Origin of the sequence: Streptomyces sp. Ru62, from assembly GCF_002920615.1 — a bacterium.
GTDB lineage: Bacteria > Actinomycetota > Actinomycetes > Streptomycetales > Streptomycetaceae > Streptomyces.
On record NZ_PQSU01000012.1, the window covers coordinates 210,615 to 236,016 of the forward strand.

Sequence of the window (25,402 nt, forward strand, 5' to 3'; positions counted from 1 at the left end):
CGATCCGGGTGCCTCCCGTTCGACGCAAGGGGTGAGCGGCGGGAACGGACCCGCCGCCGTGACCGAAGGAGTCACCATGCCCCGCTATCTGTCGCTCGTGCGCGTCGACGAGTCCGCCGCCCCCGCCGGGGGCCCCAGCGCTGAGCTGATGCAGCGGATGGGCGAGCTGATCGAGGAGATGACCAAGGCCGGTGTGCTGCTCGACACCGCCGGCCTCACGCCGTCCGCCGAGGCCGTCCGGATGGACTGGGACGGCGAGAAGGTCTCCGTGACCGACGGCCCGTTCACCGAGTCCAAGGAGGTCGTCGGCGGTTACGCGCTCGTGCAGTGCAAGGACCGGGCCGAGGCGCTGGAGTGGACCCAGCGCTTCCTGAAGATCCACGGCCCGGAGTGGCGGCTCGCCTGCGAGGTGCGGGAGATCGCCGAGGGCTGAGCCCGTTTGGCCCGCCGCCGTCCAGGGTGTTGCATGGTGGGCTGTGGAGACACAGCCCGCCACGGCGCACACCATCGAGACCGTCTTCCGCCTGGAGTCGCCCCGGGTGGTCGCCGGGGTCGCCCGGATCGTCCGGGACGTCGGCATCGCAGAGGAGCTGGCGCAGGACGCCCTGGTCGCCGCCCTGGAGCGGTGGCCGCTGGACGGGGTGCCGGACAACCCCGGCGCCTGGCTCATGGCCACCGCCCGGCACCGGGCGGTCGACCTGGTCCGGCGTCGCGAGACCTACGCCCGCAAGCTCGCCGAGATCGGCCGCGACCTGGAGACGGCCCCGCCGTCGTACGACGCACCGGCCGACCCGGACGACATCGACGACGACCTGCTCCGGCTGGTCTTCACCGCCTGCCATCCGGTGCTGTCGCCGGAGGCACGCACCGCGCTCACCCTGCGCCTGCTCGGCGGCCTCACCACGGCCGAGATCGCCCGTGCCTACCTGGTCCCGGAGCCGACGGTCGCCCAGCGGATCGTCCGCGCCAAGCGCACCCTGGCGAAGCGGAACGTCGCCTTCGAGGTGCCGTACGGCCCCGACCGCGAAGCCCGCCTCGGCTCCGTGCTGGACGTCGTCTACCTGATCTTCAACGAGGGGTACGCGGCCACCGCCGGCGACGACTGGCTGCGCCCCGGCCTGTGCGAGGACGCGCTGCGGCTGGCCCGGGTGCTGTCCGCGCTGATGCCCAAGGAGCCCGAGGTGCACGGCCTGACCGCGCTGCTGGAGTTCCAGGCGTCCCGCGCCACCGCCCGCACCGGCCCCGACGGCACACCGGTGCTGCTGAAGGACCAGGACCGCCGCCGCTGGAACCGCATGCTCATCGCGCGCGGCATCCGTGCCCTCGACCGCGCCGGGGCCACCGCGAGCGGCCCCCCGGGCCCGTACACCCTCCAGGCGGCCATCGCCGCCTGCCACGCGCGCGCGTACACGTACGAGGAGACGGACTGGCGCGCCATCGCCACCCTGTACGGCCTGCTGGCCGTCCGTGCCCCGTCCCCGGTGGTCGAGCTGAACCGCGCGGTCGCCGTGTCGAGGGCGGACGGCCCGGCGGCGGGCCTGGGGCTGGTGGACGCCCTCGTCGACGCGCCCGCGCTGCGCGGCTACCACCTGCTGCCCAGCGTCCGCGGCGACCTCCTCTCCCGCCTCGGCCGCACCGCCGAGGCCCGCGAGGAGTTCCTCCGGGCGGCGGCCCTGACCCACAACGCGAGGGAACGGGAGCTGCTGCTGCGCAGGGCGCACGCGTGCGGCTGAGCGTCAGCGCAGTGGGTGGCCGATCAGCATCGTCGGCGCCCCGGCGACGCGGGTGAGGAAGACGGTGGCCGCGTTCGGCCCCTGCGGTCTGACCTTGCGGCGCAGCTCCTCCGGCTCGACCGCCGAGCCGCGCTTCTTCACGGTCAGCGTGCCGACCTCGCGCTCCCGCAGGAGGGCCTTGAGCTTCTTCACGTTGAACGGGAGCCGGTCGGTGATCTCGTAACCGGTGGCGTACGGCGTGGGCCGGGCCTCGTCGGCGGTGACGTACGCGATGGTCGGGTCCAGGAGCCCGCCGCCGACCTCCTCGGCCACCTCCGCGACCAGGTGCGCGCGGATGACGGCGCCGTCCGGCTCGTACAGGTACCGCCCCACCGGCCGCACCCCGGGATCGGGCAGCCCGCGGCCGACCAGCGTGCGCGGGCCCGGCAGCAGCGTCGCCCGTACCGCGCCCGGCGCCCCGGTCCCGAACCACAGCACCGCCTCCTTCACGTCGCCGCCGTCGGAGATCCACTCGGCCTCGGCCGCGGCCGGGACCACCTCGTGCGGGATGCCCGGGGCGATCTTCAGTGCGGCGCGGGGCGCCTTGAGGGCCGCCCCGACCGCCCAGGACAGCGGCGGTGAGTACGCCTCCGGGTCGAACAGGCGACCGCGTCCGCTCCGGCGCGCCGGATCCACGAACACCGCGTCGTACCCGGCGGTGTCCACCTCCGTGACGTCGGCCTCGCGCACCTCGATCAGGCCGGCCAGCCCCAGCGCCTCGGCGTTCGCCCGCGCCACGGCCGCCGTCAGCGGGTCCCGGTCCACGGCCAGCACCCGGATCCCGGCCCGCGCCAGCGCGATGGCGTCCCCGCCGATCCCGCAGCACAGGTCGGCGACGGAGGCCACACCCAGCTGCTTCAGCCGCCCCGCCCGGTACGTGGCCACGGAGGTCCGCGTCGACTGCTCGACCCCGTCGGGCGTGAAGAACATGCGCCCGGCGTCCTCGGCCCCGAACTTCGCCACCGCCCGCTGCCGCAACCGGGCCTGGCCGAGCGCGGCCGAGACCAGCTCGGCCGGGTGGTCGCGGCGCAGCCGGGTGGCCACGGCGAGCTCCCGCGCGGGCTCGGTGTCGCGGACCTCGTCGAGGAGGGCGCGGCCTTCGGGGGTGAGGAGCAGAGCGAGGTCGTTCACCGGGTCATTGTGGGCCAGTCGGTGGATGGTGCGCCTCCGGCGGCGGTGTCGTCCGGGGTCGCGGGCCGGGGCCTGGGAGGATCCGGCACCATGCGAGCAGTAGTACAAAATGACAAAAGTCGGACTCGTTTCCGGCGGCTGGCCCTCGGGGGCGGAGCCGCCGCGCTGGCCGCCGCCACCCTGCTCTCCGGATGCGCCGGGCCCGAGCCGGCGCGCACCGCGTCCGGCCACGGCGGCCCCGCCCAGCCCCAGGACCCGGCGGCGCGCCGGGCCGCCGAACACGCCCGGCTGGCCGCCGCCGCCCGGCGCTGGGGGCTGGACCAGGTTCCGCTCACGCCTCCGCCGCCCCCCGCGAAGAAGCCGAGGATCACCGCCCGCGACGGGTTCGAGGTGGACCACCAGGAGGACTGGGACCTGCCCCCCGTCTTCACCACGATCCCCACCCGGGACAAGGTCGTGTTCCTGACGATCGACGACGGCGCCGAGAAGGACCCGCGGTTCCTCGCCATGATGCGCGAGCTCAGGATCCCGTACACCGCGTTCCTCAGCGACTACCTGGTGAAGGACGACTACGCCTACTTCCGCAAGATGCGGTCCTACGGCAACACCCTCAACAACCACACCCTGCACCACCCCTACCTGCCGGGCCTGTCCTACGAGGAGCAGAAGGACGAGATCTGCGGCATGCAGGCCGTCATGAAGAAGCAGTTCGGCAAGGCGCCCACCGTCTTCCGTCCCCCCTACGGCAACTACAACCAGGACACCCTGGTCGCCGCCAAGGAATGCGGCATCAAGTACGCGCCGATCTGGAACGAGGAGGTCTTCGTCGACCACTGGGAGTACCGCGAGGACGACAAGCGGCTGCGCCGCGGCGACATCGTCCTCACCCACTTCCGCGGCCGGGAGGACTGGGACGGCACGATGGTGGACGACATGCGCCGCTTCCTGAACAAGGTCACGCGCGAGGGCTACGCCGTGGCCCGCCTGGAGGACTACCTGTGACGCGGGCGCGGGGCCCGGCCGCGGTCCTCACCGCGGCCCTGCTCCTGACGGGCTGCGCCCAGTCCGTCGACCCCATCGAACGCCTCGGCAAGAAGGCCGCCGAAGGGGTACGCCCGCACACCACCGCCCCCGACCAGCGCTACCGCGCCTGGGGCCTGGCCCGGCCCCTCGCCCGCTCCCCGGTGCACCCGGCCCGCCCGCTCGCCGAGCGCACGGGGGCCGACGCCCCGCCCCCCGTGATCGACCAGGTCCCCACCCCCGACCCGGTCGTCTTCCTCACCTACGACGACGGCGCCGAGCGGGACCCCCGCTTCGTCGACATGGTCCGCGAACTGAAGCTCCCGGTCACCCTGTTCCTCACCGACAGCGTCGCCGCCCCCGGCTACCGCCACTTCGCCCGCCTGCACGCCCTCGGTGCCGGCATCCAGAACCACACCGTCGACCACCGGGCGCCGGCCGGACTGCCGTACGCCGGTCAGCGTGCCGAGATCTGCGGCCAGCAGGAGCGCCTCCGCGCCGCCCTCGGCGTCCGCCCCCGCCTCTTCCGCCCGCCCTACGGCTCCTACGACCGCACCACCCTGCGCGCAGCGGCCGACTGCGGCATCTCCGCGCTCGTCCTGTGGCGCGCCGCCCTGACCCCGGCCGGCCTCGCCTACGCCCACGGCCCCCACCACCTGTGCCCCGGTGACATCGTCCTGGTGGGCCCCGACGAGTCGAGGGGGCCGGCCCTGCGCACGCGCACGGTACGGGTGCTGAGGGAGGCGCAGGGACGGGGGCTGACGGTGGGGCGCCTGGAGGACTACCTGTGAAGACCGCCCGCACGTCACGATTCCGGGCGACGCGCCGCGGGCAATTGGCACTCCGCTTGACCGAGTGCTAATCACGGTCATAGTCTCGGCTCTGGCACTCCCCCCTGGAGAGTGCCAGACAAACGCGACGGGCAGGTCCGGCACCCGCGACGACGGATCGACCTGGTCGCCACCTCAGACAGTTAACCCCGTGAGATCTCCGAAGGGGGAGGTCGGATCGTGACGACCGCCAGCTCCAAGGTTGCCATCAAGCCGCTCGAGGACCGCATCGTGGTCCAGCCGCTGGACGCCGAGCAGACCACGGCCTCTGGCCTGGTCATCCCGGACACCGCGAAGGAGAAGCCCCAGGAGGGCGCCGTCCTCGCCGTGGGCCCGGGCCGGTTCGAGAACGGCGAGCGTCTGCCGCTCGACGTCAAGGTCGGCGACGTCGTCCTTTACAGCAAGTACGGCGGCACCGAGGTGAAGTACAACGGCGACGAGTACCTCGTCCTCTCGGCTCGCGACGTCCTCGCGATCATCGAGAAGTAATCACCTCAAGCGACTCTCCGCTTTGAGCTGCGCCCCTGGCCCCCGCGACCGATAAGAAGCCGGGCGCCCGGGGCGCAGCGTCTTTTCACCCACAGATTTCCGAGAGGGCTCCCGCTGTCATGGCGAAGATCCTGAAGTTCGACGAGGACGCCCGTCGCGCCCTTGAGCGCGGCGTCAACAAGCTTGCCGACACCGTCAAGGTGACGATCGGCCCCCGCGGCCGCAACGTCGTCATCGACAAGAAGTTCGGCGCTCCGACCATCACCAACGACGGTGTCACGATCGCCCGCGAGGTCGAGATCGAGGACCCGTACGAGAACCTCGGCGCGCAGCTGGTGAAGGAGGTGGCGACCAAGACCAACGACATCGCTGGTGACGGCACCACCACCGCCACTGTCCTCGCCCAGGCGCTGGTCCGCGAGGGCCTGAAGAACGTCGCCGCCGGTGCCTCCCCGGCCGCCCTGAAGAAGGGCATCGACGCCGCGGTCAAGGCCGTCTCCGAGGACCTGCTCGCCTCGGCCCGCCCGATCGACGAGAAGTCCGACATCGCCGCCGTCGCCGCGCTGTCCGCCCAGGACCAGCAGGTCGGCGAGCTGATCGCCGAGGCGATGGACAAGGTCGGCAAGGACGGTGTCATCACCGTCGAGGAGTCCAACACCTTCGGCCTGGAGCTGGACTTCACCGAGGGCATGGCCTTCGACAAGGGCTACCTGTCGCCGTACTTCGTGACGGACCAGGAGCGCATGGAGGCCGTCCTGGAGGACCCCTACATCCTCATCAACCAGGGCAAGATCTCCGCCATCGCCGACCTGCTGCCGCTGCTGGAGAAGGTCATCCAGGCCGGCTCCTCCAAGCCGCTGCTGATCATCGCCGAGGACGTCGAGGGCGAGGCCCTGTCGACCCTGGTCGTCAACAAGATCCGCGGCACCTTCAACGCCGTCGCGGTGAAGGCCCCCGGCTTCGGCGACCGCCGCAAGGCGATGCTCCAGGACATGGCCGTCCTCACCGGCGCCACCGTCATCTCCGAGGAGGTCGGCCTCAAGCTCGACCAGGTCGGCACCGACGTGCTCGGCTCCGCCCGCCGCGTCACCGTCACCAAGGACGACACCACGATCGTCGACGGCGCCGGCAAGTCCGAGGACGTGCAGGGCCGCGTCGCCCAGATCAAGGCCGAGATCGAGACCACCGACTCCGACTGGGACCGCGAGAAGCTCCAGGAGCGCCTCGCCAAGCTGGCCGGCGGCGTGTGCGTGATCAAGGTCGGCGCCGCCACCGAGGTGGAGCTGAAGGAGAAGAAGCACCGTCTGGAGGACGCCATCTCCGCGACCCGCGCCGCGGTCGAGGAGGGCATCGTCTCCGGTGGTGGCTCCGCCCTGGTCCACGCCTCCAAGGTGCTGGACGGCAACCTCGACAAGTCCGGCGACGAGGCCACCGGTGTCTCCGTGGTCCGCAACGCCGTGGTCGAGCCGCTGCGCTGGATCGGCGAGAACGCCGGCCAGGAGGGCTACGTCATCGTGTCCAAGGTCAAGGACCTGGACAAGGGGCAGGGCTACAACGCCGCCACCGGCGAGTACGGCGACCTGATCAAGGCCGGCGTCATCGACCCGGTCAAGGTCACCCGCTCCGCCCTGGAGAACGCCGCCTCCATCGCCTCCCTGCTGCTCACGACCGAGACCCTGGTCGTCGAGAAGAAGGAAGAGGAGCCGGAGGCCGCGGGCCACGGCCACAGCCACGGGCACGCGCACTGAGCCCAGCGCTCTTGAGCGAAGGCCCGGCACCCCGGTCAGGGGGGCCGGGCCTTCGCCCTGTCCACGGCTCGGACGGGGCTACTGCTCCAACGCGTCGAGCGCACCCAGCTGCTGCATCAGCCCCAGCTGGTCGTGCTGCCACCACAGCTCGGCGATCTTGCCGTTGTCGCCGAACCGGAACAGCGTCGTCCCGGTCATGGTGACCTGGCTGCCGGTGGGCGCGATCCCCAGGAAGTCGCCCCGGTGGGTGGCGTACCAGGTCCACCGCGCGCAGGCCCGGTCGCCCTGGGTGAGCACGTCCTCGACCGTGAACGCGAAGTCGAAGGCGCCGCGCCACATCCGGAACTCGGCGCGGACGTTGTCCAGCCCGATGGTGTCCTGCGGGTTCATCGGATCATGGCTGTGGATGTCCTCGTCCAGCAGGTCGTTGAGCGGCGGCAGCTCGCCCTCGCTGCACAGCGCCTCGAAGAACCCGCGCACCATGCCCTCGGAGAGGCTCTCGTCCCGTACGACGTCCAGGTCGATGAACGTCGGCATCTCGTCGCACAGCGCGACGATCCCCCGGAAGATCCGGTCGGTCTCCGGAAGGTTCGAGTTCCGCATCGCGTCCTCGTACGACGGGAACTCCACCACTTCGACGACGTGCGACGCGTCCGAGCGGTCCGTGCCGACCACCGCGTGCGTCGCCGTCCGCTTGCCCTTGGTCTGCTGGACCCAGTCGTCCATGAGCCGGTTCATCTCGTCCAGCCGGCTCGTCCTGCACTCGATGAGCTGTACGAAGGTCATGCGCCGCCTCCGGCCCCCCTGGTCCGGTACCGTCCCGCTCATCTTCCCACCGGGACGGCGGCGCCACCCGCCCGCTACCGCGGCCCGTACTTGCGCCCGGTCCGGGAGCTGATCCCGCCCAGCAGCCCGCGCGGCGTCACCTTCACCAGGCCCATCAGCGCCTTGTACCGGGGGTCGGGGACGGACACCGTCCGGCCGCGCGCGAGGTCGGACAGGGCCGCCGCGACCAGCTTGTCGGCGTCCAGCCACATCCACCCCGGGATGTTGTCCGTGCCCATCCCGGCCCGCTGGTGGAACTCGGTGCGCACGAACCCCGGGCACAGCGCCATCAGCCGGACCCCGCTGCCGGCCAGGTCCTTGGCCGCGCCCTGGGTGAACTGCACGACCCACGCCTTGGAGGCGCCGTACGTGCCGCGCGGGACGAACGCGGCCACCGAGGCGACGTTCACCACCCCGCCCCGGCCGCGCTCGCGCATCGCCTCGGCCGCCGCCGACGTCAGCCGGAGCACTGCTTCGCAGTGCACCTTGAGCATCCGCAGCTCGTCCGCCATGGGTACTTCCAGATAGCGGCCCTTGTTGCCGAAGCCGGCGTTGTTGACCAGCAGGTCGACCGGGTTCTTCCGGTCGCCGAGCCGGTCGGCCACCGCCTCGATGCCCTTGTCCTGCGCCAGGTCGGCGGTCAGCACCTCCACCTCGATGCCGTGCCGGTCGTGCAGTTCCGTCGCCTGCTCGCGCAGCCGCCCGGTGTCCCGCGCGACCAGGACGAGGTCATGCCCGTCAGCCGCCAGCCGCCGCGCGAACGCGGCACCGATCCCCGCGGTCGATCCCGTAATCAGAGCCGTTGTCATGGCCCAAGGGTAGTGACCCGGAGCGATCGCGTCCGCTGGGCGGCGACGGCCCTTCAGCGGGGCCGGGCGGCGATGTACCTGCGGGCCGCGGCCAGGGTCTCCGGGTGCAGGGCCGGGCCCGCGGCGAGCACGCGGGGCAGCAGTTCCCGCTCCGTGGTGGTCGCGCGGAACTCCAGCGCCGCCGTCACCCCGTGGTCCGGCCGGTGCACGATCTCGATCGGATCGCCCGCCCGTATCTCACCCGGCTCGATCACCCGGAGGTAGGCACCCGTTGCGCCCTTCTGTGTGAACCTCTTGACCCAGCCGCGTTCGCCCAGATGGCCCTGGAACGTGCGGCACGGGATCCGGCCCGAGGTCACCTCCAGGACCACCGCCGGACCGATCCGCCAGCGCTCGCCGATCAGCGCCCCGGACACGTCCAGTCCGTCCGTGGTGAGGTTCTCCCCGAAGCAACCGTTGGCCAACGATCGGCCGAGCTCGCGCTCCCACGCGTCGAGGTCCTCGCGCGCGAACGCGTACACCGCCTGGTCGTCCCCGCCGTGGTGCCGCAGATCGCACACCGCGTCCCCGGCCAGGCCGCTCCCGCCGACGCCCTTCGGGCCCGGCGCCGACACCCGCACCGGTCCGCCGGCCGGCTTCTTGTCGATGCCCGTCACGCCGTCCGCCTGATCCGTGTACGGCACCGGCCGCGGCCGGCCGATGTTGACCGAGAGAAGCTTCATGGCCGCACGGTACGGGACCGGCCTCAAAGCGTCGAGCGATAAATCGCCTCCCTGTCCAAGCAGCCCTTATGCTCGGAGGGTGATCGAGGCCCGTCATCTCCGCGTCTTGCGCGCCGTCGCCACCACCGGCTCCTTCTCGGCGGCGGGGCGTGAGCTGGGCTGTACCCAGCCCGCCGTCAGCCAGCAGATGAAGGCCCTGGAAGCCTCGGTCGGTACCCCGCTGCTGGTCCGCACCGGGCGCGAGATGCGCCTCACCCAGGCCGGCGAGGCCCTGGTCCGGCACGCGTCCGGCATCCTCGCCGGGCTCACCGCGGCCGAGGAGGAGGTCGCCGCCATCGCCGGCCTGCGCGCGGGCCGGGTCCGGCTGGTCTCCTTCCCCAGCGGCAGCTCCACCCTGGTCCCCACCGCCCTGGCCGCCCTGCGCGCGGCCCACCCCGGCACCCGTGTCTCCCTGGAGGAGGCCGAACCGCCGAGGTCGGTGGAACTGCTCCGCGAGGGCGACTGCGACCTGGCCCTGGCCTTCCGCTACGAGGGGGCGGCGGTCGCCGAGGACTGGGACGACCTGGTCGCACGCCCCCTGCTGACGGACCGCCTGGTCGCCCTGGTGCCCGAACGGCACCGGCTCGCGCGCGCGGACACCGTCGCCATCGGCGAGCTGGCCCACGAGCCCTGGATCGCGGGCTGCCCGCGCTGCCGCGGCCAGCTGGTCGAGGTGTGCGAGGGGGCCGGATTCACCCCGCGCATCGACTTCGCCACCGACGACTATCCGGCCGTGGTCGGCCTGGTCGGCGCCGGCCTCGGCGTCGCCGTCCTGCCCCAGCTGGCCGTGGAGTCGGTACGGCCGCGGGGGGTGCGCACGGTACGGCTGGAACCGGCGGTACGGCGGGAGATCGTCGCCCTCACCCTGCCCGATCTGGCCCAGGTGCCGGCGGTGTCGGCCACGCTGGAGCAGCTGGCCCGGGCGGCGCGGGCGGCGGGGCGGGGCCAGGCGTAGCCCGAAGACGCGGGGGGTCGCTCGGAGAAGGGGGGCCGCCAGGGGAAACGGCGGGTCGCCCGGACGGGCCACGGGCACGCGCGTGCGTGCCCGGTAAGGAAGTGGATGCTGTGCCTATGGGTGTTGCAGAAACGTTCCTTCAGTGATCAGAAGCGGTGTCCCCGCTGGTGGTCGAGGCCGCCACCAGGCGGTTGCGTGCCCGCCCCATCAGCTCCTCGCGCTCGTCCTCGGTCAGGCCGCCCCAGACGCCGTACGGCTCGCGCACCGCCAGCGCGTGCGCCGCGCACTCCGCACGGACCGGGCACCTCATGCAGACCTCTTTGGCCGAGTTCTCGCGAGCGCTCCGAGCCGCCCCGCGCTCGCCCTCCGGGTGGAAGAAGAGCGAGCTGTCCACCCCGCGGCAGGCAGCCAGCAGCTGCCAGTCCCACAGGTCCGCGTTCGGTCCGGGAAGGCGGGAGAAATCTGCCATTACGTGACCCCTTGTCGCCGTTCTGGGCGGATACGGTGCCAACGACCGTACATCTCCGGTCTAAGGAGATGAAAATATGACTCATTGCGAATCTAGCCCCGGACACTGCAAAACGGGAAGAAAAAGGGCCGAATGGGGCATAGGTTGTGATGAAAAGTTGTGGGTCCGTCGAGCATGTCTGCACCGTGTCGACGCCCTCACGTAGAGTGCCGAAGACGGCACGCGGGCCCGTAACTCTTTCGAGTGACCGTCGTTGAGAGTGCGGATGCGGTTGAAAAAACAAGCGCTCGGGCAGGCGTCCGAGACGGTCGACCGCACAGGTGACGATTCCGTACCAGCCTGGAGGCTCAAGGTGACGCGCATCAGCTGCGGAGGGCGGTCATGACATCCGTCCTCGTCTGCGACGACTCCCCGCTTGCCCGAGAAGCGCTCCGCCGCGCGGTCGCGACCGTGCCCGGTGTCGAGCGCGTGACGACGGCGGCCAACGGCGAGGAAGTCCTCCGCCGCTGGGGCGCCGACCGCTCCGACCTCATCCTGATGGATGTGCGCATGCCCGGTCTGGGCGGCGTCGAGACCGTGCGCCGGCTGCTGTCCGCCGACCCGGGCGCACGCATCATCATGCTCACCGTCGCCGAGGACCTCGACGGGGTGGCCCTCGCGGTCGCCGCCGGCGCGCGGGGATACCTGCACAAGGACGCCTCGCGCGCGGAGCTGCGCGCCACGGTGACCCAGGCGCTGGCCGACCCCACCTGGCGACTCGCCCCGCGCCGGCTGCGCTCGGCCGAGATGGGCGCCGCGCCCACGCTCACCGCGCGTGAGATCCAGGTGCTGGAGGGCATGAGCCACGGCCGCTCGAACGCCGAGATCGGCCGCGAGCTGTTCCTCTCCGAGGACACCGTCAAGACGCACGCCCGGCGCCTGTTCAAGAAGCTCGGCGCCTCGGACCGGGCGCACGCGGTGGCCCTCGGCTTCCGCTGGGGACTGGTCCGCTAGCGAGAGCGAAGCCGGGCGGGCCGCTCGTCACCGGGGCATTCCGGTGCCGTCCGTGCCCGCGGCCGCCGTGCGGGTGGCCGGCCGACCGCGCTCGTCGAGGGCGGCCGGGCGTGCCCCTGCGGTGCCCCGGTTCCGCGCCGTCGGGGCGTGGCGCCCGCCGGTGGTGTGCGGGCGGACGTCGTGCGGGGCGCGGGTCGTACGGGCGGTGGCGTGCCGGGCCGCCGTGCGATTGCCGTCGGGCCGTCACTGCCGTGCCGTTGCCGTCGTGCCGTTCGGCGGACGGGGCTGTCCGGGTGATTCCGGTCGTCCCGGTCCGCCCTGGTCACCTCGGCTGTCCCGGCCGTCCGGGTCCCGCACCGGTGGGTGAACCGTCGTAGAGACCGGCGGCGAACCGTCGTAGGACTCGGCGGGAGGGCTCGCTGTCCGGTGGAACGCGTCGACGGCGACCGCCCCGGCGCACAACGGTGCCGAACGCGGCGCGTGACCACTCCGGCGCACCACCCAGCCGAACGCCCGGAGGGGCGCGCGCACGGCGGCCCGCCGGACGCGCGCTGCTCGTTTCGGCGCGGATGCCGCATCCTTGAGGTGTGGAGTCTCTCGGGGACGAGTCGGTCGAGCGGAAGGGGAGGGCGCAAGGAATGAGTGCCGGCGCACCTGCTCATAACGCTTCGGTGCACAACCACGAGCACGATGCGACGGACCGGACGGCCGCAAGGCACCATGGACCGATGCGCGACGACGAGGCGGGCACGGCCCACGGGGCGATCGGTGCGCTCGTGCATCGTGCCGTCGACGGGGACGAGCAGGCCACGCACGATCTGCTCGCCCATGTCCACCCCTTGGCGTTGCGCTACTGCCGCACCCGGCTCTCCCGGCTGCCCGGCGACGCGCGCCACTTCGTGGAGGACCTCGCCCAGGAGGTCTGCGTGGCGGTCCTCCTGGCCCTGCCCCGCTACCGCGACACCGGCCGCCCCTTCGAGGCGTTCGTCTTCGCCATCGCCTCCCACAAGGTCGCCGACCTCCAGCGGGCGGCGATGCGCCACCCGGGATCGACCGCGGTGCCGTCCGACGAGATGCCCGAGCGGCCTGACGACTCCCTCGGCCCCGAGGAGCGCGCCCTGCTCAGCAGCGACGCCGAGTGGGCGAAGAAACTGCTGGCCAACCTCCCCGAGAACCAGCGCGAACTGCTCCTGCTCCGCATCGCCGTGGGCTTGACCGCGGAGGAGACGGGGCAGATGTTGGGAATGTCACCCGGTGCGGTCCGCGTGGCCCAGCACCGGGCCCTGAGCCGTCTGAGGGCGCTCGCCGAACAGTGAACCCCCTGCGCGGAGCCTGGAGTAGCTCCCGCGCTGAACAGGTGCGCCGCCGTTTCCGTACGAACATACGAAGCCTGAAGCGACCCCGTACCGTGGAATTTGCTAGCGACGCTTCCCGTTAGCATGGACATCCGCACCGATCAAGGCCATTTGGGGAAGGTGTCATGACTGCCAACGTCGACGGAGTGCCCGGTAAATTCGCGACACTCGGGCTGACCTACGACGACGTGCTGCTGCTGCCGGGCCCGTCGGACATGGCACCCGACGAGATCGACACCGCCTCGTACGTCTCCAAGAACGTGCGGGTCAACATCCCGCTGCTGTCCGCCGCCATGGACAAGGTGACCGAGTCCCGCATGGCGATCGCGATGGCCCGTCAGGGCGGCGTCGGCGTCCTGCACCGCAACCTCTCCATCGAGGACCAGGCCAACCAGGTCGACCTGGTGAAGCGCTCCGAGTCCGGCATGGTCACCGACCCCATCACCATCCACCCGGACGCCACGCTCGCCGAGGCCGACGCGCTCTGTGCCAAGTTCCGCATCAGCGGCGTCCCGGTCACCGACGGCGACAAGAAGCTCCTCGGCATCGTCACCAACCGTGACATGGCCTTCGAGAGTGACCGCAGCCGTCGTGTGCACGAGGTCATGACCCCGATGCCGCTGGTCACCGGCAAGGTCGGCATCTCCGGCCCGGAGGCCATGGAGCTGCTGCGCAAGCACAAGATCGAGAAGCTGCCGCTGGTCGACGACGAGGGCGTCCTCAAGGGCCTGATCACCGTCAAGGACTTCGTCAAGGCGGAGCAGTACCCGAACGCGGCCAAGGACGCCGAGGGCCGCCTGCTGGTCGGCGCCGCGGTCGGCGTGGCCGGCGACGCCTTCGAGCGCGCCCAGGCCCTGATCGAGGCGGGCGTCGACTTCATCGTGGTGGACACCGCGCACGGCCACTCCCGGCTGGTCGGCGACATGATCGCCAAGATCAAGTCGAACTCCTCCGGCGTCGACGTCATCGGCGGCAACGTCGCCACCCGCGACGGCGCCCAGGCCCTGGTCGACGCGGGCGCCGACGGCATCAAGGTCGGTGTCGGTCCCGGCTCCATCTGCACCACCCGCGTCGTCGCCGGCGTCGGTGTCCCGCAGGTCACCGCGATCTACGAGGCCGCGCTCGCCGCGAAGGAGGCCGGCGTCCCGGTGATCGGCGACGGCGGTCTGCAGTACTCCGGCGACATCGCCAAGGCCCTGGTCGCGGGCGCCGACACGGTGATGCTGGGCTCGCTGCTCGCGGGCTGCGAGGAGTCCCCGGGCGAGCTGCTGTTCATCAACGGCAAGCAGTTCAAGTCGTACCGCGGCATGGGCTCCCTCGGCGCCATGCAGACCCGCGGCGACCGCAAGTCCTTCTCCAAGGACCGTTACTTCCAGGAGGGCGTCGCCTCCGACGAGCAGCTCATCCCCGAGGGCATCGAGGGCCAGGTGCCCTACCGCGGCCCGCTCTCCTCGGTCGTGCACCAGCTGGTCGGCGGTCTGCGCCAGTCGATGTTCTACGTCGGCGGCAAGACCGTGCCCGAGCTCCAGGCCAACGGCCGGTTCGTGCGGATCACCTCGGCCGGCCTGAAGGAGTCCCACCCGCACGACATCCAGATGACGGTCGAGGCGCCGAACTACAGCGGCCGGAAGTAGCGGCAGGAGCAGCCGCGGGAAACGACGCGCACGCGCGCGTGAGGCTCGTGCCACGGCGGTCCCGGAGCATCCGGGGCCGCCGTTGTCGTACCCGTCGGCGATACTGGAAGGCGCTGCAACGCATAGGGAAAGGCCACCAACGTGACTGAGATCGAGATCGGGCGCGGCAAGCGCGGCCGCAGGGCGTACGCCTTCGACGACATCGCCGTCGTCCCCAGCCGCCGTACGCGGGACCCGAAGGAGGTCTCGATCGCCTGGCAGATCGACGCCTACCGCTTCGAGCTGCCGTTCCTGGCCGCCCCCATGGACTCCGTGGTCTCCCCGGCCACCGCGATCCGCATCGGCGAGCTGGGCGGCCTCGGCGTGCTCAACCTGGAAGGCCTGTGGACGCGGTACGAGGACCCGCAGCCGCTGCTGGACGAGATCGCCGAGCTGCCCGCCGAGCAGGCGACCCGCCGCCTCCAGGAGATCTACGCGGCACCGATCAAGGAGGAGCTGATCGGCGCCCGCATCAAGGAGGTGCGCGACTCCGGCGTGGTCACCGCCGCCGCGCTCTCCCCGCAGCGCACCGCCCAGTTCTCCAAGGCGGTCGTGGACGCGGGCGTGGACATCTTCGTCATCCGGGGTACGACGGTCTCGGCGGAGCACGTGTCGTCCTCGCACGAGCCGCTGAACCTGAAGCAGTTCATCTACGAGCTGGACGTCCCGGTGATCGTCGGCGGCTGCGCCACGTACACCGCGGCCCTGCACCTGATGCGCACCGGTGCGGCCGGCGTCCTCGTCGGCTTCGGCGGCGGCGCCGCGCACACCACGCGCAACGTCCTCGGCATCCAGGTCCCGATGGCGACGGCCGTGGCCGACGTGGCCGCGGCCCGCCGTGACTACATGGACGAGTCCGGCGGCCGGTACGTGCACGTGATCGCGGACGGCGGTGTCGGCTGGTCCGGCGACCTGCCCAAGGCCATCGCCTGCGGCGCCGACGCCGTGATGATGGGCTCCCCGCTGGCCCGGGGCACGGACGCGCCCGGCAAGGGCCACCACTGGGGCATGGAGGCGGTCAACGAGGAGCTGCCCCGCGGCAAGAAGGTGGACCTCGGCACGGTCGGCACGGTCGAGGAGATCCTCACCGGGCCGTCCCACACCCCGGACGGCTCGATGAACTTCTTCGGCGCCCTGCGCCGCGCCATGGCCACCACCGGCTACAGCGAGCTGAAGGAGTTCCAGCGGGTCGAGGTGACGGTGGCGGACAGCCAGCACCGGCGGTAGTCGCCGGAGCGCTCTCCACGACGCCTGAAGGGCCGGTCACCCATGGCGGGTGACCGGCCCTTTCGCATGCCCGGGCGCGGCCGGGCGGGCCTGCACGGGGGCGCGTCGCGAGCGGCGACCCAGTTCCGCTGGGTGCCCCCTTGGCCGGGCCCCGAGGGCGGGGGCGCCCATGGGACGCCACCGCAAGCCCACCCACTGGGATCGCATTCGGCTTCGGCTGGTGAAGTTCCGGAGGAGGTGCGTCTTGTGGATCCACGGAAAGTGAGCGGCCACCCCCACGGGAACTAGGGGTGGACGCTCCGATCCTTCACAACCGGTGCGCCGCCCCCGTGGGCGTCGCCCCCCGGGTGTCCAGCAGCAGCTGGGCCTTCACCGAGAGTCCCTGCAGGTCGTACGTGCGGTGCTGCTGGAGCAGGATCGTGAGGTCGGCGTCGGCCGCCGCCTCGTACAGGGAGTCCGCGCGCGGCACGGGCCGGTCCAGGACGCTCCACTCGGGCACGTAGGGGTCGTGGTAGCTCACGGCCGCGCCCAGTCCCATCAGCCGTACGGCGATCTCCTGGGCCGGGGTGCCCTGCTGGTCGGCGAGGTCGGGCTTGTAGGTGACGCCGAGGAGCAGCACGCGGGCCCCGCGCGCGGACTTGCCGTGTTCGTTGAGGAGCGTGGCCGCGCGCTGGACGACGTACCGGGGCATCCGGCTGTTGACCTGCTGGGCCAGCTCGACCATGCGCAGGGTCCGGGTCGCGTGCCCGGTGAGGTCCAGCGGGACCCCGTGCCCGCCGACGCCCGGACCCGGCCGGAACGCCTGGAAGCCGAAGGGCTTGGTCTCCGCGCACCGGATGACGTCCCACAGGTCGACGCCCAGCTCGTGACAGAGGACGGCCATCTCGTTGACGAGCGCGATGTTGACGTGCCGGTAGTTGGTCTCCAGCAACTGCACGGTCTCCGCCTCGCGCAGCCCGCGCGCGCGTACCACCTTGTCGGTGAGCCGGCCGTAGAACGCGGCGGCCGACTCGGTGCAGGCGGGGGTGAGGCCGCCGATGACCTTGGGGGTGCTCGCGGGGGTGTGGTCGCGGCTGCCGGGGTCGACCCGGCTGGGGGAGTAGGCGAGGTGGAAGTCCCGGCCGGCGCGCAGCCCCGAGCCCTCCTCCAGCAGCGGGCGCAGGAACTCCTCCGTGGTGCCCGGGAGCACCGGCGACTCCAGGATGACCGTGGTGTGCGGACGGAGCCGCGCGGCCAGGGTGCGGGCGGCCGCCTCGACCTGGCCGAGGTCGAGTCCGCCGTCGGCGCCGCGCGGGGTGGGCGCGCAGATCACCGCGGTGCGCACCCGGCCGAGCTGGGCGGGGTCGGTGACGGGGCGGAACCCGGCGGAGTGCATCCGGCGCAGCTCCGCGGGGCTGAGTGAGCCGGCCTCGGGGCCGGTGGCATAGCCGACGGTGGGGATACCGGAGGCGACGGCGGCCTGGGCGAGCGGCAGGCCGTAGGGACCGAGTCCGATGACGGCGAGGTCTGCGGGCATGGCGTGGGCCGTCCTTCCAGTAGCCGAAGCGGGACAGGTGCGCAACCGCTGTGGAGAAGACGAGCGAGTGCACTGTCAGACTAGGTACATATATGACCGTTATGCGTGATTGTGTTTGTGTGTCTTCCAAGGGTTGTGCGCAAGTTGTCCACAGGCCGGGGGTCCGTGGTGGCTGAAGTCGGGCAGCCCGGTCAGAATTTGGGCATGAGGAGGGGATGAACCGGGCTTCGCCCACCGGGTGCGGCCGACGCGAGCGAGTCTGCGACAGCGGGAGGCAGCGGTGAGGACAGCGACTCTGGGGCCGGCGCAGCGCGCCGGGGCACTGGCGGCGATGGCGGAGCGCGAGCTGGACGTACTGGTGGTCGGCGGCGGAGTGGTGGGCGCCGGCACAGCGCTGGACGCCGTCACGCGTGGCCTGTCCACCGGCCTGGTCGAGGCCCGGGACTGGGCGTCCGGCACCTCCAGCCGGTCCAGCAAGCTGATACACGGCGGCCTGCGCTATCTGGAGATGCTCGACTTCGCCCTGGTCCGCGAGGCCCTCAAGGAGCGCGGACTGCTGCTGGAGCGGCTCGCCCCGCACCTGGTCAAGCCGGTCCCGTTCCTCTACCCGCTCCAGCACAAGGGCTGGGAGCGGCTGTACGCGGGCTCCGGCGTCGCGCTGTACGACGCGATGTCCATGGCCCGCGGCCACGGCCGGGGTCTGCCCGTGCACCGCCACCTCACCCGCCGCCACGCCCTGCGGGTGGCCCCCTGCCTGAAGAAGGACGCCCTGGTCGGCGCCCTGCAGTACTACGACGCCCAGATGGACGACGCCCGCTTCGTCGCCACCCTGGTGCGCACGGCCGCGTCCTACGGCGCGAAGGTGGCCAACCGCGCGCGCGTGACCGGGTTCCTGCGTGAGGGGGAGCGGGTCGTCGGCGCCCGGGTGCAGGACGTGGAGGCCGGCGGGGAGTACGAAATCCACGCCCAGCAGGTCGTCAACGCCACCGGTGTGTGGACCGACGACACGCAGGCCATGGTCGGCGAGCGCGGCCGGTTCCACGTGCGCGCCTCCAAGGGCATCCACCTGGTCGTGCCCAAGGACCGCGTCCACTCCACCACGGGCCTGATCCTGCGCACCGAGAAGTCCGTCCTCTTCGTCATCCCCTGGGGCCGGCACTGGATCATCGGCACCACCGACACCGACTGGGACCTGGACAAGGCCCACCCGGCCGCGTCCAGCGCCGACATCGACTATCTGCTGGAGCACGTCAACTCGGTGCTGGCCGTGCCGCTCAGCCGCGACGACGTGCAGGGGGTGTACGCGGGACTGCGCCCGCTGCTGGCCGGCGAGTCCGACGCCACCAGCAAGCTCTCCCGCGAGCACACGGTCGCCCATCCGGTGCCGGGACTGGTGGTCGTGGCGGGCGGCAAGTACACGACGTACCGGGTGATGGCCAAGGACGCCGTCGACGAGGCCGTGCACGGGCTCGACATGCGCGTGGCCGACTGTGTCACGGAGGAGACCCCGCTGCTCGGCGCGGAGGGCTACCAGGCGTTGTGGAACGCGCGAGCACGGATCGCCGCGCGCACCGGGCTGCACGTGGTCCGCGTCGAGCACCTGCTGAACCGGTACGGCTCGCTGGCCGAGGAGGTCCTGGACCTCATCGCCGCCGACCCCGCGCTCGGCGAGCCGCTGCAGGCCGCCGACGACTACCTGCGCGCCGAGGTGGTGTACGCCGCCTCGCACGAGGGCGCCCGGCACCTGGACGACGTCCTCACGCGTCGCACCCGCATCTCCATCGAGACCTTCGACCGTGGCACCCGCAGCGCCCGCGAGGCGGCCGAACTGATGGCGCCCGTCCTCGGCTGGGACGAGGACCAGATCGCCCGCGAGGTCGAGCACTACGAGAAGCGGGTGGAGGCCGAGCGGGAGTCCCAGCTCCAGCCGGACGACCAGACGGCGGACGCCGCGAGGCTGGGTGCGCCGGACATCGTGCCGCTGTAGCAGCGGCTGCGTTCACTCGAACGAGTGGCCGTTTTCGGGATCTCCGCTCGAATCCCGGCCGTTCCACCAGATGCGAGGGCAGAACTCGGCGGAGAGCGGCGCGGGTTCGAGGCGCGGGTCTGCGATCGCGTCCGTGTTCATCCGGAAGGTGAGGACACGGCGGCCGTCGGCGGTGGCTGCGCAGCGCACGTAGCTCCCGGATGTCCGGCCGTTGTGCCCCGTAGTGGAGCAGGAGCAGCGGCCCGGACGGGCCGGGGGGAGGGTGAGAGCGATGCGCACGGCATGAAGCGGAGTCAGGGGCGCGGCGCCACGGGTGGCTTGGGTCGGCGCGAGCGATGCCAGGGGGCCGGCGGCCGAGTAGCGGAAGCGGATCCCGTCCGCGTCGGTGTCCGGGCTCAGCAGGGCCGCTGTGGGTGCTCTGCCGTCGCTGACGAGCAGCGGCAGGACCGCGTCCGTGGCGGACGCCGGGGAGGTGTGCCGGGAGCTGTGCCGGACGGCGGCCGGGGCGAGCGGCAGCGCGAGGGACATCGGTATGGACAGGACTGTCCGAAGCGTCGGCGTGCCGGTTCCTCCCTTCTTACGACCCATCATCCCGGTAAACGGAACGCCTGCTTCAGGCGGGCTTCCGGGGTGGCGGGGGCGGGCCCGGCCCAGGGGCACCCTGGGCGTCGGGCACTTGTCGGGTGAGAGACAATGGAGGCTCTGTCAGGGCGGGTTGTATGAGGGGACGCATGTCGGAGGCGGAGCGGGCGGGTACATCTCGTCAGGAGACTCGTCAGGACAAGAACGAGCGGCGTCTCCTCGCGGGGCGGTACCGGCTGGGAGACGTGCTGGGCCGTGGCGGTATGGGCACGGTCTGGCGCGCCGAGGACGAGACCCTGGGCCGGACGGTCGCCGTCAAGGAGCTGCGGTTCCCGTCGAACATCGACGAGGAGGAGAAGCGGCGCCTGATCACGCGCACCCTGCGCGAGGCCAAGGCGATCGCCCGGATCCGCAACAACAGCGCGGTGACGGTCTTCGACGTGGTCGACGAGGACGACCGGCCCTGGATCGTCATGGAGCTGGTCGAGGGCAAGTCCCTGGCCGAGGTCATCCGCGAGGACGGCGTGCTGGAGCCGAAGCGCGCCGCCGAAGTGGGGCTCGCCGTCCTCGACGTGCTGCGCTCCGCGCACCGGGAGGGCATCCTGCACCGGGACGTGAAGCCGTCCAACGTGCTGATCGCCGAGGACGGCCGGGTCGTGCTCACCGACTTCGGTATCGCGCAGGTCGAGGGCGACCCGTCCATCACCTCGACCGGCATGCTCGTCGGCGCCCCCTCCTACATCTCCCCGGAACGGGCCCGTGGCCACAAGCCGGGACCGGCGGCCGACCTCTGGTCGCTCGGCGGCCTGCTGTACGCGGCGGTCGAAGGCACCCCGCCCTACGACAAGGGCTCGGCGATCGCCACGCTCACCGCGGTGATGACCGAGTCCCTGGAGGAGCCCAAGAACGCCGGACCGCTGCGGGACGTCATCTACGGCCTGCTGACCAAGGACCCGGCCAAGCGGCTGGACGACGCCGGGGCCCGGGCCATGCTCAACGCCGTGATCCAGGGGCCCGAGTCCAAGCCGTTGGACGCCACGCAGGTGGTTCCGCTGCCGGCGCAGTCCGGTGGGCCCGCGGGCAAGCGGGGCGAGGAGGGCGGCGAGAAGCTGCGCGGCGCCCTGCGGTCGGTCCGCAAGGCGGCCGGGGCAGCCACGGCGGCGGCGACCGCGCGGACCAAGACCGGGAGCGAGCCGTCCGCGCCGGGGACGGGCGGCGCGGTGGGCGCCGGGGGCGCTGGAGGCGTGGTTCCCGGTGGGGCACGCCCCGGGTTCTCCGGTGGACCGGGGGCTGTGCCCGCAGCACGGCCGGGCGGTCCGGCGTCGGGTGCCGCTGGTGTGCCGAACTCCAGCACGAACAGGCAGGGTTCCGGCTGGCCCGTCGTGCCGCCGCCGGACCTGGACCTGCCGACGCGGCCGGTGCCGAGGGCGCCGCTGACCGATGTGGTGCCGAAGCGCACGCTGCTGATCATCGCCGTGGTCGTCGTGCTCGCGGTGCTCGGGACCGTGCTGGCCTTCGCCCTGAACGGCGACGACGGCAAGGACGACAAGAGCGGCCGGGCCGAGGCCGCGCCCAGTGCCGACGCGTCCGCCAAGCAGGACAAGGGCACGGGAGGCGGCACGGACGACGGGGCCCGGACGGACGGGGCGAGTTCGGCCTCCGCCACCACCGGTCCGACGACGGACGCCGGGGCGGGCCGGTCCACCGGCGCCGGCTCAGACTCCGACTCCGCCGACGGGTCCGGTTCCTCCGGCTCGAAGGACGGCGGGAGCGCCCCGGTGGTCTCCACCCGCAAGGGCGGCCAGGGGTACTCGATCGGGCTGCCCAAGGGATGGAAGTACCGGTCCAGCGGGGCCGCAGGTGACCGCTACACCGGACCCGACGGACAGAAGCTGCTCGTCGCCTGGACCGGCACGCCCAAGGACGACCCGGTGGCGGACTGGAAGAACCAGGAGCGGTACATGGTGCGCTCCCAGTACCACCGGATCCGCATCGAGGAGGTGGGCTACCGCAGCTGGAACACCGCCGACTGGGAGTTCACGTACGTCGAGGGCGGCACCGAGTACCGCACGATCGACCGGGGTTTCGTGGTGAACGACCACCTCGGTTACGCGCTGATGTACACCGCGAAGGACGCCGACTGGCACGGCGAACTGCGCAAGGACACCTGGAAGACGTTGACGAAGTCCTTCGAACCCAAGTCGTAGGCGCCGTGCGCCGGTTTCGTTCGTGAGAATCCGTCATCCTCTCAATGCGGGTTGCCTCCGGCACGTATCGTGAAGGGTCGGGGACGGTACGCGGCCGCATGCGTGTGCGAAACGGGTCGTGAGGCGAACGGATGTGACCAACCGGGCGGCCGGGGGAGGCAAAGTGGACGACTACGCGGGTCGGGTGCTCGCCGACCGCTACCGCCTGCCGCTGCCGCCGTCCGACGAGTACGAACTCACCGAGACCCGCGCCTTCGACACCTACAGCGGTCAGGAAGTCCTGGTCCGGCAGGTGCCGTTGCCGGAGGTCGTCGAGGCCGAGGTGCTCGACGCGGAGGGACTGCCCGCCGGCTTCACCGCACGGGAGCGTGCGTCCCGCCGGGCACCGGAGGCGAGGACCGCCACCCGGCAGCCCGCCGATCCGGCGGTACGGCGCGCCGTCGAGGCCGCGCAGGCGGCGGCCGGCATCCCCGACCACCCCCGGCTGGACCAGGTCTTCGACGTGTTCGCCGAGGGCGGGTCCCTGTGGATCGTCAGCGAGCTGGTGAACGCGCGTCCGCTGGCCGCCCTGCTCGCCGAGAGGCCGCTCACGCCGTACCGGGCTGCCGAGGTCGCCTCCGACGTGCTCATGGCGCTGCGGGTGCTGCACGCCCATGGCTGGGTGCACCGCAACATCACCGTCCGCACGGTCCTCGTCTGCGACGACGGCCGCGTGATGCTGACGGGCCTCGCGGCCGGCGCGGCCGAGGAGGCGCTGTGCGGATACGACCCGGTGCCGGCCCCCGAGGGCCAGGACGGCGACACGGGGGAGGGGTTCGGTGCCGAGCCGGGTCCCCTCGGCGGCGGAACCATGGCCGTCGGTCACGGCACGGGAGCCGGCGAGGTCTCCGACGGTTCCGGGGGCCGTACGGGCGGGGTGGGCGGAGGGCCGGCCGCGGATGGTGGCCCCGAGGCAGCGCGGCGGGCCGCGGACGTGGATCCCGAGGCCGCGCGGCGGGCCGCCATCCAGGCACGGGCGGCCGGAGCGTTCCCGGCGCCGGGGGCGAACGGTGCTTCCGGTGCGCTCGGTCAGCCCGCTCTGGAGAGCGGTGCCGACATCCGGGCCGCCCGGGCCGGGGCCATCGCCGCGTACCGGGCGGGCGCCCGGGCCGCCGCCCGGGTGCACGAGGCCCAGCAGGGCGAACGCGCCGCCCTGCCGGGCGCGCGGCCACCCGTCGACGACACCGACACCGGCGCGGCACCCTCGTACCCCTCCGGCGAGGGCACCGGCACCCCGGCGCCGCCCGGCCGGACAGCCGACCCCTACGGGGTGCGCGGCGCCCCCTGGCACGGTGCCGCACCGCGCCCCGGCTCCGGCGGGACACCCCCGACCCTGGAGGGCGGGGCCCCACGACCGGGCCTGCCGACGGCGGACCCCGGCACCGGGCAGGCGTCCGTGCCGGGTCAGGGGTACGGGGCCGGGCGGCAGGCGTCGGCGCCTGGCCAGGGGTACGGCCCGGGGCGTGCGCCGGCGCCGGGTGGTGAGCCGGGCCGACAGGCGCGAGGGGTGTCCGGGGCCGGCTACCCGGGCGGCACCCCGCCGTACTCCGAACTCGCACCCGCCCCGGCATCCGGCACCGCCCCCGTAGCTGCCTCCGGCGCCGGTCTCTCCGTGTCGGCGGGCGGTGGCTGGGACCAGCCCGGGGCCGTGCGGCGTGGGCCCGGGACCGCGCTGGCCGCCGAGCGGGCGCGGCAGGTGCGGATGACCGTGGTGGGGCCGGTGACCGAGCGCTGGGCACCGGAGCAGGCCGGGCCCGTGCACGAGAACTGGCAGCTCGCGGCGCCGATCGGCCCGGCCACCGATCTGTGGGCGCTGGGCGCGCTGCTGTTCCGGGCCGTGCAGGGGCACGCGCCGTACCCGGAGGAGTCCACGGCCGAGCTGGTGCAGCTGGTGTGCGCCGAGCCGCCCGCCTTCGCCGAGGAGTGCGGGCCGCTGCGGCCGGTCGTGGAGTCGTTGCTGCGCCAGGACCCCACCGAGCGGCCTGACGTGGAGGAGCTGAGCGGCTGGCTGCGGTCGCTGGTGCGGTCCGCGCCCGAGCCCGACGCGGGCACCCATGTCGTCCCCACGCCGCCCGCCGACCCGAGCCGGCTGCCGATCGTCCGGCGCCGTGGCGAGCTGGTGCGCCGGCGGCGTGCCGGACTGCCCGCGGCCCATCCGCACGGCCGGCACAAGCGGGCCCGGGACGGCGAGGGTTCGCCGCGCAGCCTCGGCCGGACCCTGCTCCTGCTGATCCTGCTCCTGCTGGCCGGCGCGATCGCCTACGCGATGCTCTTCATGCCGAAACAGGGCGAGAGCGGCGCGGCGGGCGGCGACCGCACCGGAAGCGCCGGGCGGACCGGCCCCGCGCCCTCGCACACCCCGCAGCCCTCCACCGGGCAGAGCGCGCCGGGCGGCGACGCCTCCGCCTCCGCGCCCGCGGCCGAGACGCAGACGGGCGGTGACCCCGCCGTCCCCGACGGGTTCACCCTCCGCAAGGACCCGGACGGCTTCCAGGTCGCCGTCGCCCAGGGCTGGGCGCGCACCCCGAAGAACGGCAGCGGCCAGGTGGTCTACGCACACGGGAACTTCGAGCTGATCGTCGTACCGGGACGGGACGGCACGTCCGCGTACGGCAGCGATCCGATGGTCTATCAGCGGGACAAGGAGCGCGAACTCCAGCCGTACCGCGACTCCAGCTGGGCGACGGCCACCGGGCTGCGGACCACCGAGGTGGGCGGACGGACCATGGCCGAGGGGCAGTTCACCTGGACCGACGGACAGGGCCGGGACCTGTTCGTGCGGAACATGGCCCTGTTGCTGAACGGCCGCTACCACGTCGTCCAGGTGCGCGGTCCGGAGGCGGAGCGCGACGAGGTGACGCGGTTGTACGAGCAGGCTACCGCGACGTATCGCTACACCGGTTGAGCAGCGTGTGTCCGGGGCCGGGCGGGGCCGGTGCGGTTCCCTGTCTCGCGCGGAAATGACCATCGTCACAGTGCGGTTTCCGTGGCACCCCGCTGGTTCCCTGGGGGCA

At 72.6% G+C, this 25,402-nt stretch carries 20 protein-coding genes and 1 pseudogene; 14 read left to right on the forward strand and 7 right to left on the reverse strand.

Annotated features, from left to right (window positions below; all coding sequences use genetic code 11):
* Positions 1 to 76 precede the first annotated feature (76 nt).
* Both C3492_RS18475 and C3492_RS18480 read left to right on the forward strand, forming a co-directional pair.
* Entirely contained in the window at positions 77 to 433 is a 357-nt protein-coding gene (locus C3492_RS18475) for a YciI family protein (RefSeq protein WP_103812822.1), read from the forward strand.
* Between the two features lie 43 nt (positions 434 to 476).
* Positions 477 to 1,733 (forward strand): RNA polymerase sigma factor, encoded by a 1,257-nt coding sequence (locus C3492_RS18480; protein WP_103812823.1) that lies wholly within the window; start codon positions 477 to 479, stop codon positions 1,731 to 1,733.
* A 3-nt stretch (positions 1,734 to 1,736) separates the two neighbouring features.
* Here C3492_RS18480 and C3492_RS18485 read toward each other — a convergent pair whose 3' ends face one another.
* Positions 1,737 to 2,903, reverse strand: coding sequence for a class I SAM-dependent methyltransferase (locus C3492_RS18485; protein ID WP_181140431.1), 1,167 nt, complete (start codon positions 2,901 to 2,903; stop codon positions 1,737 to 1,739).
* 90 nt (positions 2,904 to 2,993) lie between these two features.
* Between C3492_RS18485 and C3492_RS18490 the strand changes: the two genes are divergently transcribed.
* From C3492_RS18490 to groL, 4 genes are all read left to right on the forward strand, one after another.
* Entirely contained in the window at positions 2,994 to 3,905 is a 912-nt protein-coding gene (locus C3492_RS18490; RefSeq protein WP_103812874.1) for a polysaccharide deacetylase family protein, read from the forward strand.
* Positions 3,902 to 4,714 carry a polysaccharide deacetylase family protein gene (locus C3492_RS18495; protein WP_103812825.1) on the forward strand — a complete coding sequence of 271 codons (813 nt, stop codon included), beginning with the start codon at positions 3,902 to 3,904 and terminating at the stop codon, positions 4,712 to 4,714. The genes C3492_RS18490 and C3492_RS18495 overlap by 4 nt, the downstream gene beginning before the upstream one ends.
* A gap of 219 nt (positions 4,715 to 4,933) precedes the next feature.
* Complete coding sequence (gene groES / locus C3492_RS18500; protein WP_004955293.1) at positions 4,934 to 5,242, forward strand: co-chaperone GroES; 309 nt, start codon at positions 4,934 to 4,936, stop codon at positions 5,240 to 5,242.
* Positions 5,243 to 5,361: 119 nt separating this feature from the next.
* Positions 5,362 to 6,990, forward strand: coding sequence for a chaperonin GroEL (gene groL / locus C3492_RS18505; RefSeq protein ID WP_103812826.1), 1,629 nt, complete (start codon positions 5,362 to 5,364; stop codon positions 6,988 to 6,990).
* Positions 6,991 to 7,068: 78 nt separating this feature from the next.
* On the opposite strand, the gene C3492_RS18510 is transcribed toward groL, so the two are convergent.
* The 3 genes from C3492_RS18510 to C3492_RS18520 all read right to left on the reverse strand — a co-directional run bounded on the left by C3492_RS18510 (position 7,069) and on the right by C3492_RS18520 (position 9,346).
* Positions 7,069 to 7,776: an ester cyclase gene (locus tag C3492_RS18510; RefSeq protein ID WP_103812827.1), complete on the reverse strand. Its 708-nt coding sequence runs from the start codon at positions 7,774 to 7,776 to the stop codon at positions 7,069 to 7,071.
* Positions 7,777 to 7,850: 74 nt separating this feature from the next.
* Complete coding sequence (locus tag C3492_RS18515) at positions 7,851 to 8,624, reverse strand: SDR family oxidoreductase (RefSeq protein ID WP_103812828.1); 774 nt, start codon at positions 8,622 to 8,624, stop codon at positions 7,851 to 7,853.
* 53 nt (positions 8,625 to 8,677) lie between these two features.
* Positions 8,678 to 9,346, reverse strand: coding sequence for an MOSC domain-containing protein (locus tag C3492_RS18520; RefSeq protein WP_103812829.1), 669 nt, complete (start codon positions 9,344 to 9,346; stop codon positions 8,678 to 8,680).
* A gap of 79 nt (positions 9,347 to 9,425) precedes the next feature.
* On the opposite strand from C3492_RS18520, the gene C3492_RS18525 reads away from it, so the two are divergent.
* Positions 9,426 to 10,340, forward strand: a complete 915-nt coding sequence (locus tag C3492_RS18525) for a LysR family transcriptional regulator (RefSeq protein WP_103812830.1) — start codon at positions 9,426 to 9,428, stop codon at positions 10,338 to 10,340.
* A gap of 139 nt (positions 10,341 to 10,479) precedes the next feature.
* Here the strand turns inward: C3492_RS18525 and C3492_RS18530 are convergent, their stop codons facing one another.
* Positions 10,480 to 10,809 (reverse strand): WhiB family transcriptional regulator, encoded by a 330-nt coding sequence (locus C3492_RS18530; protein WP_030641276.1) that lies wholly within the window; start codon positions 10,807 to 10,809, stop codon positions 10,480 to 10,482.
* A gap of 381 nt (positions 10,810 to 11,190) precedes the next feature.
* Here C3492_RS18530 and C3492_RS18535 point away from each other — a divergent pair, with 381 nt between their 5' ends.
* The 4 genes from C3492_RS18535 to C3492_RS18550 all read left to right on the forward strand — a co-directional run bounded on the left by C3492_RS18535 (position 11,191) and on the right by C3492_RS18550 (position 16,057).
* The gene (locus C3492_RS18535) at positions 11,191 to 11,802 is read left to right on the forward strand and encodes a response regulator transcription factor (protein WP_003948568.1); all 612 of its coding nucleotides are present in this window, start codon (positions 11,191 to 11,193) and stop codon (positions 11,800 to 11,802) included.
* Between the two features lie 728 nt (positions 11,803 to 12,530).
* Positions 12,531 to 13,118, forward strand: a complete 588-nt coding sequence (locus C3492_RS18540) for a sigma-70 family RNA polymerase sigma factor (RefSeq protein ID WP_030641278.1) — start codon at positions 12,531 to 12,533, stop codon at positions 13,116 to 13,118.
* A 164-nt stretch (positions 13,119 to 13,282) separates the two neighbouring features.
* The gene (gene guaB / locus C3492_RS18545; protein WP_103812831.1) at positions 13,283 to 14,791 is read left to right on the forward strand and encodes an IMP dehydrogenase; all 1,509 of its coding nucleotides are present in this window, start codon (positions 13,283 to 13,285) and stop codon (positions 14,789 to 14,791) included.
* A 141-nt stretch (positions 14,792 to 14,932) separates the two neighbouring features.
* On the forward strand, positions 14,933 to 16,057 hold the full coding sequence (locus C3492_RS18550; RefSeq protein WP_014674429.1) for a GuaB3 family IMP dehydrogenase-related protein: 1,125 nt from the start codon (positions 14,933 to 14,935) through the stop codon (positions 16,055 to 16,057).
* A 307-nt stretch (positions 16,058 to 16,364) separates the two neighbouring features.
* Here C3492_RS18550 and C3492_RS18555 read toward each other — a convergent pair whose 3' ends face one another.
* Positions 16,365 to 17,573 (reverse strand): nucleotide sugar dehydrogenase, encoded by a 1,209-nt coding sequence (locus tag C3492_RS18555; protein ID WP_103812832.1) that lies wholly within the window; start codon positions 17,571 to 17,573, stop codon positions 16,365 to 16,367.
* Between the two features lie 280 nt (positions 17,574 to 17,853).
* Here C3492_RS18555 and C3492_RS18560 point away from each other — a divergent pair, with 280 nt between their 5' ends.
* Positions 17,854 to 19,560, forward strand: coding sequence for a glycerol-3-phosphate dehydrogenase/oxidase (locus C3492_RS18560; protein ID WP_103812833.1), 1,707 nt, complete (start codon positions 17,854 to 17,856; stop codon positions 19,558 to 19,560).
* Between the two features lie 12 nt (positions 19,561 to 19,572).
* Here the strand turns inward: C3492_RS18560 and C3492_RS45845 are convergent.
* Positions 19,573 to 19,785, reverse strand: a pseudogene (locus C3492_RS45845) (serine hydrolase); the annotation flags it as partial.
* 506 nt (positions 19,786 to 20,291) lie between these two features.
* Between C3492_RS45845 and C3492_RS18570 the strand changes: the two are divergent.
* Positions 20,292 to 22,349, forward strand: a complete 2,058-nt coding sequence (locus tag C3492_RS18570) for a serine/threonine-protein kinase (RefSeq protein ID WP_103812834.1) — start codon at positions 20,292 to 20,294, stop codon at positions 22,347 to 22,349.
* 163 nt (positions 22,350 to 22,512) lie between these two features.
* Positions 22,513 to 25,293 carry a protein kinase gene (locus C3492_RS18575; protein WP_103812835.1) on the forward strand — a complete coding sequence of 927 codons (2,781 nt, stop codon included), beginning with the start codon at positions 22,513 to 22,515 and terminating at the stop codon, positions 25,291 to 25,293.
* Positions 25,294 to 25,402: the final 109 nt, after the last annotated feature.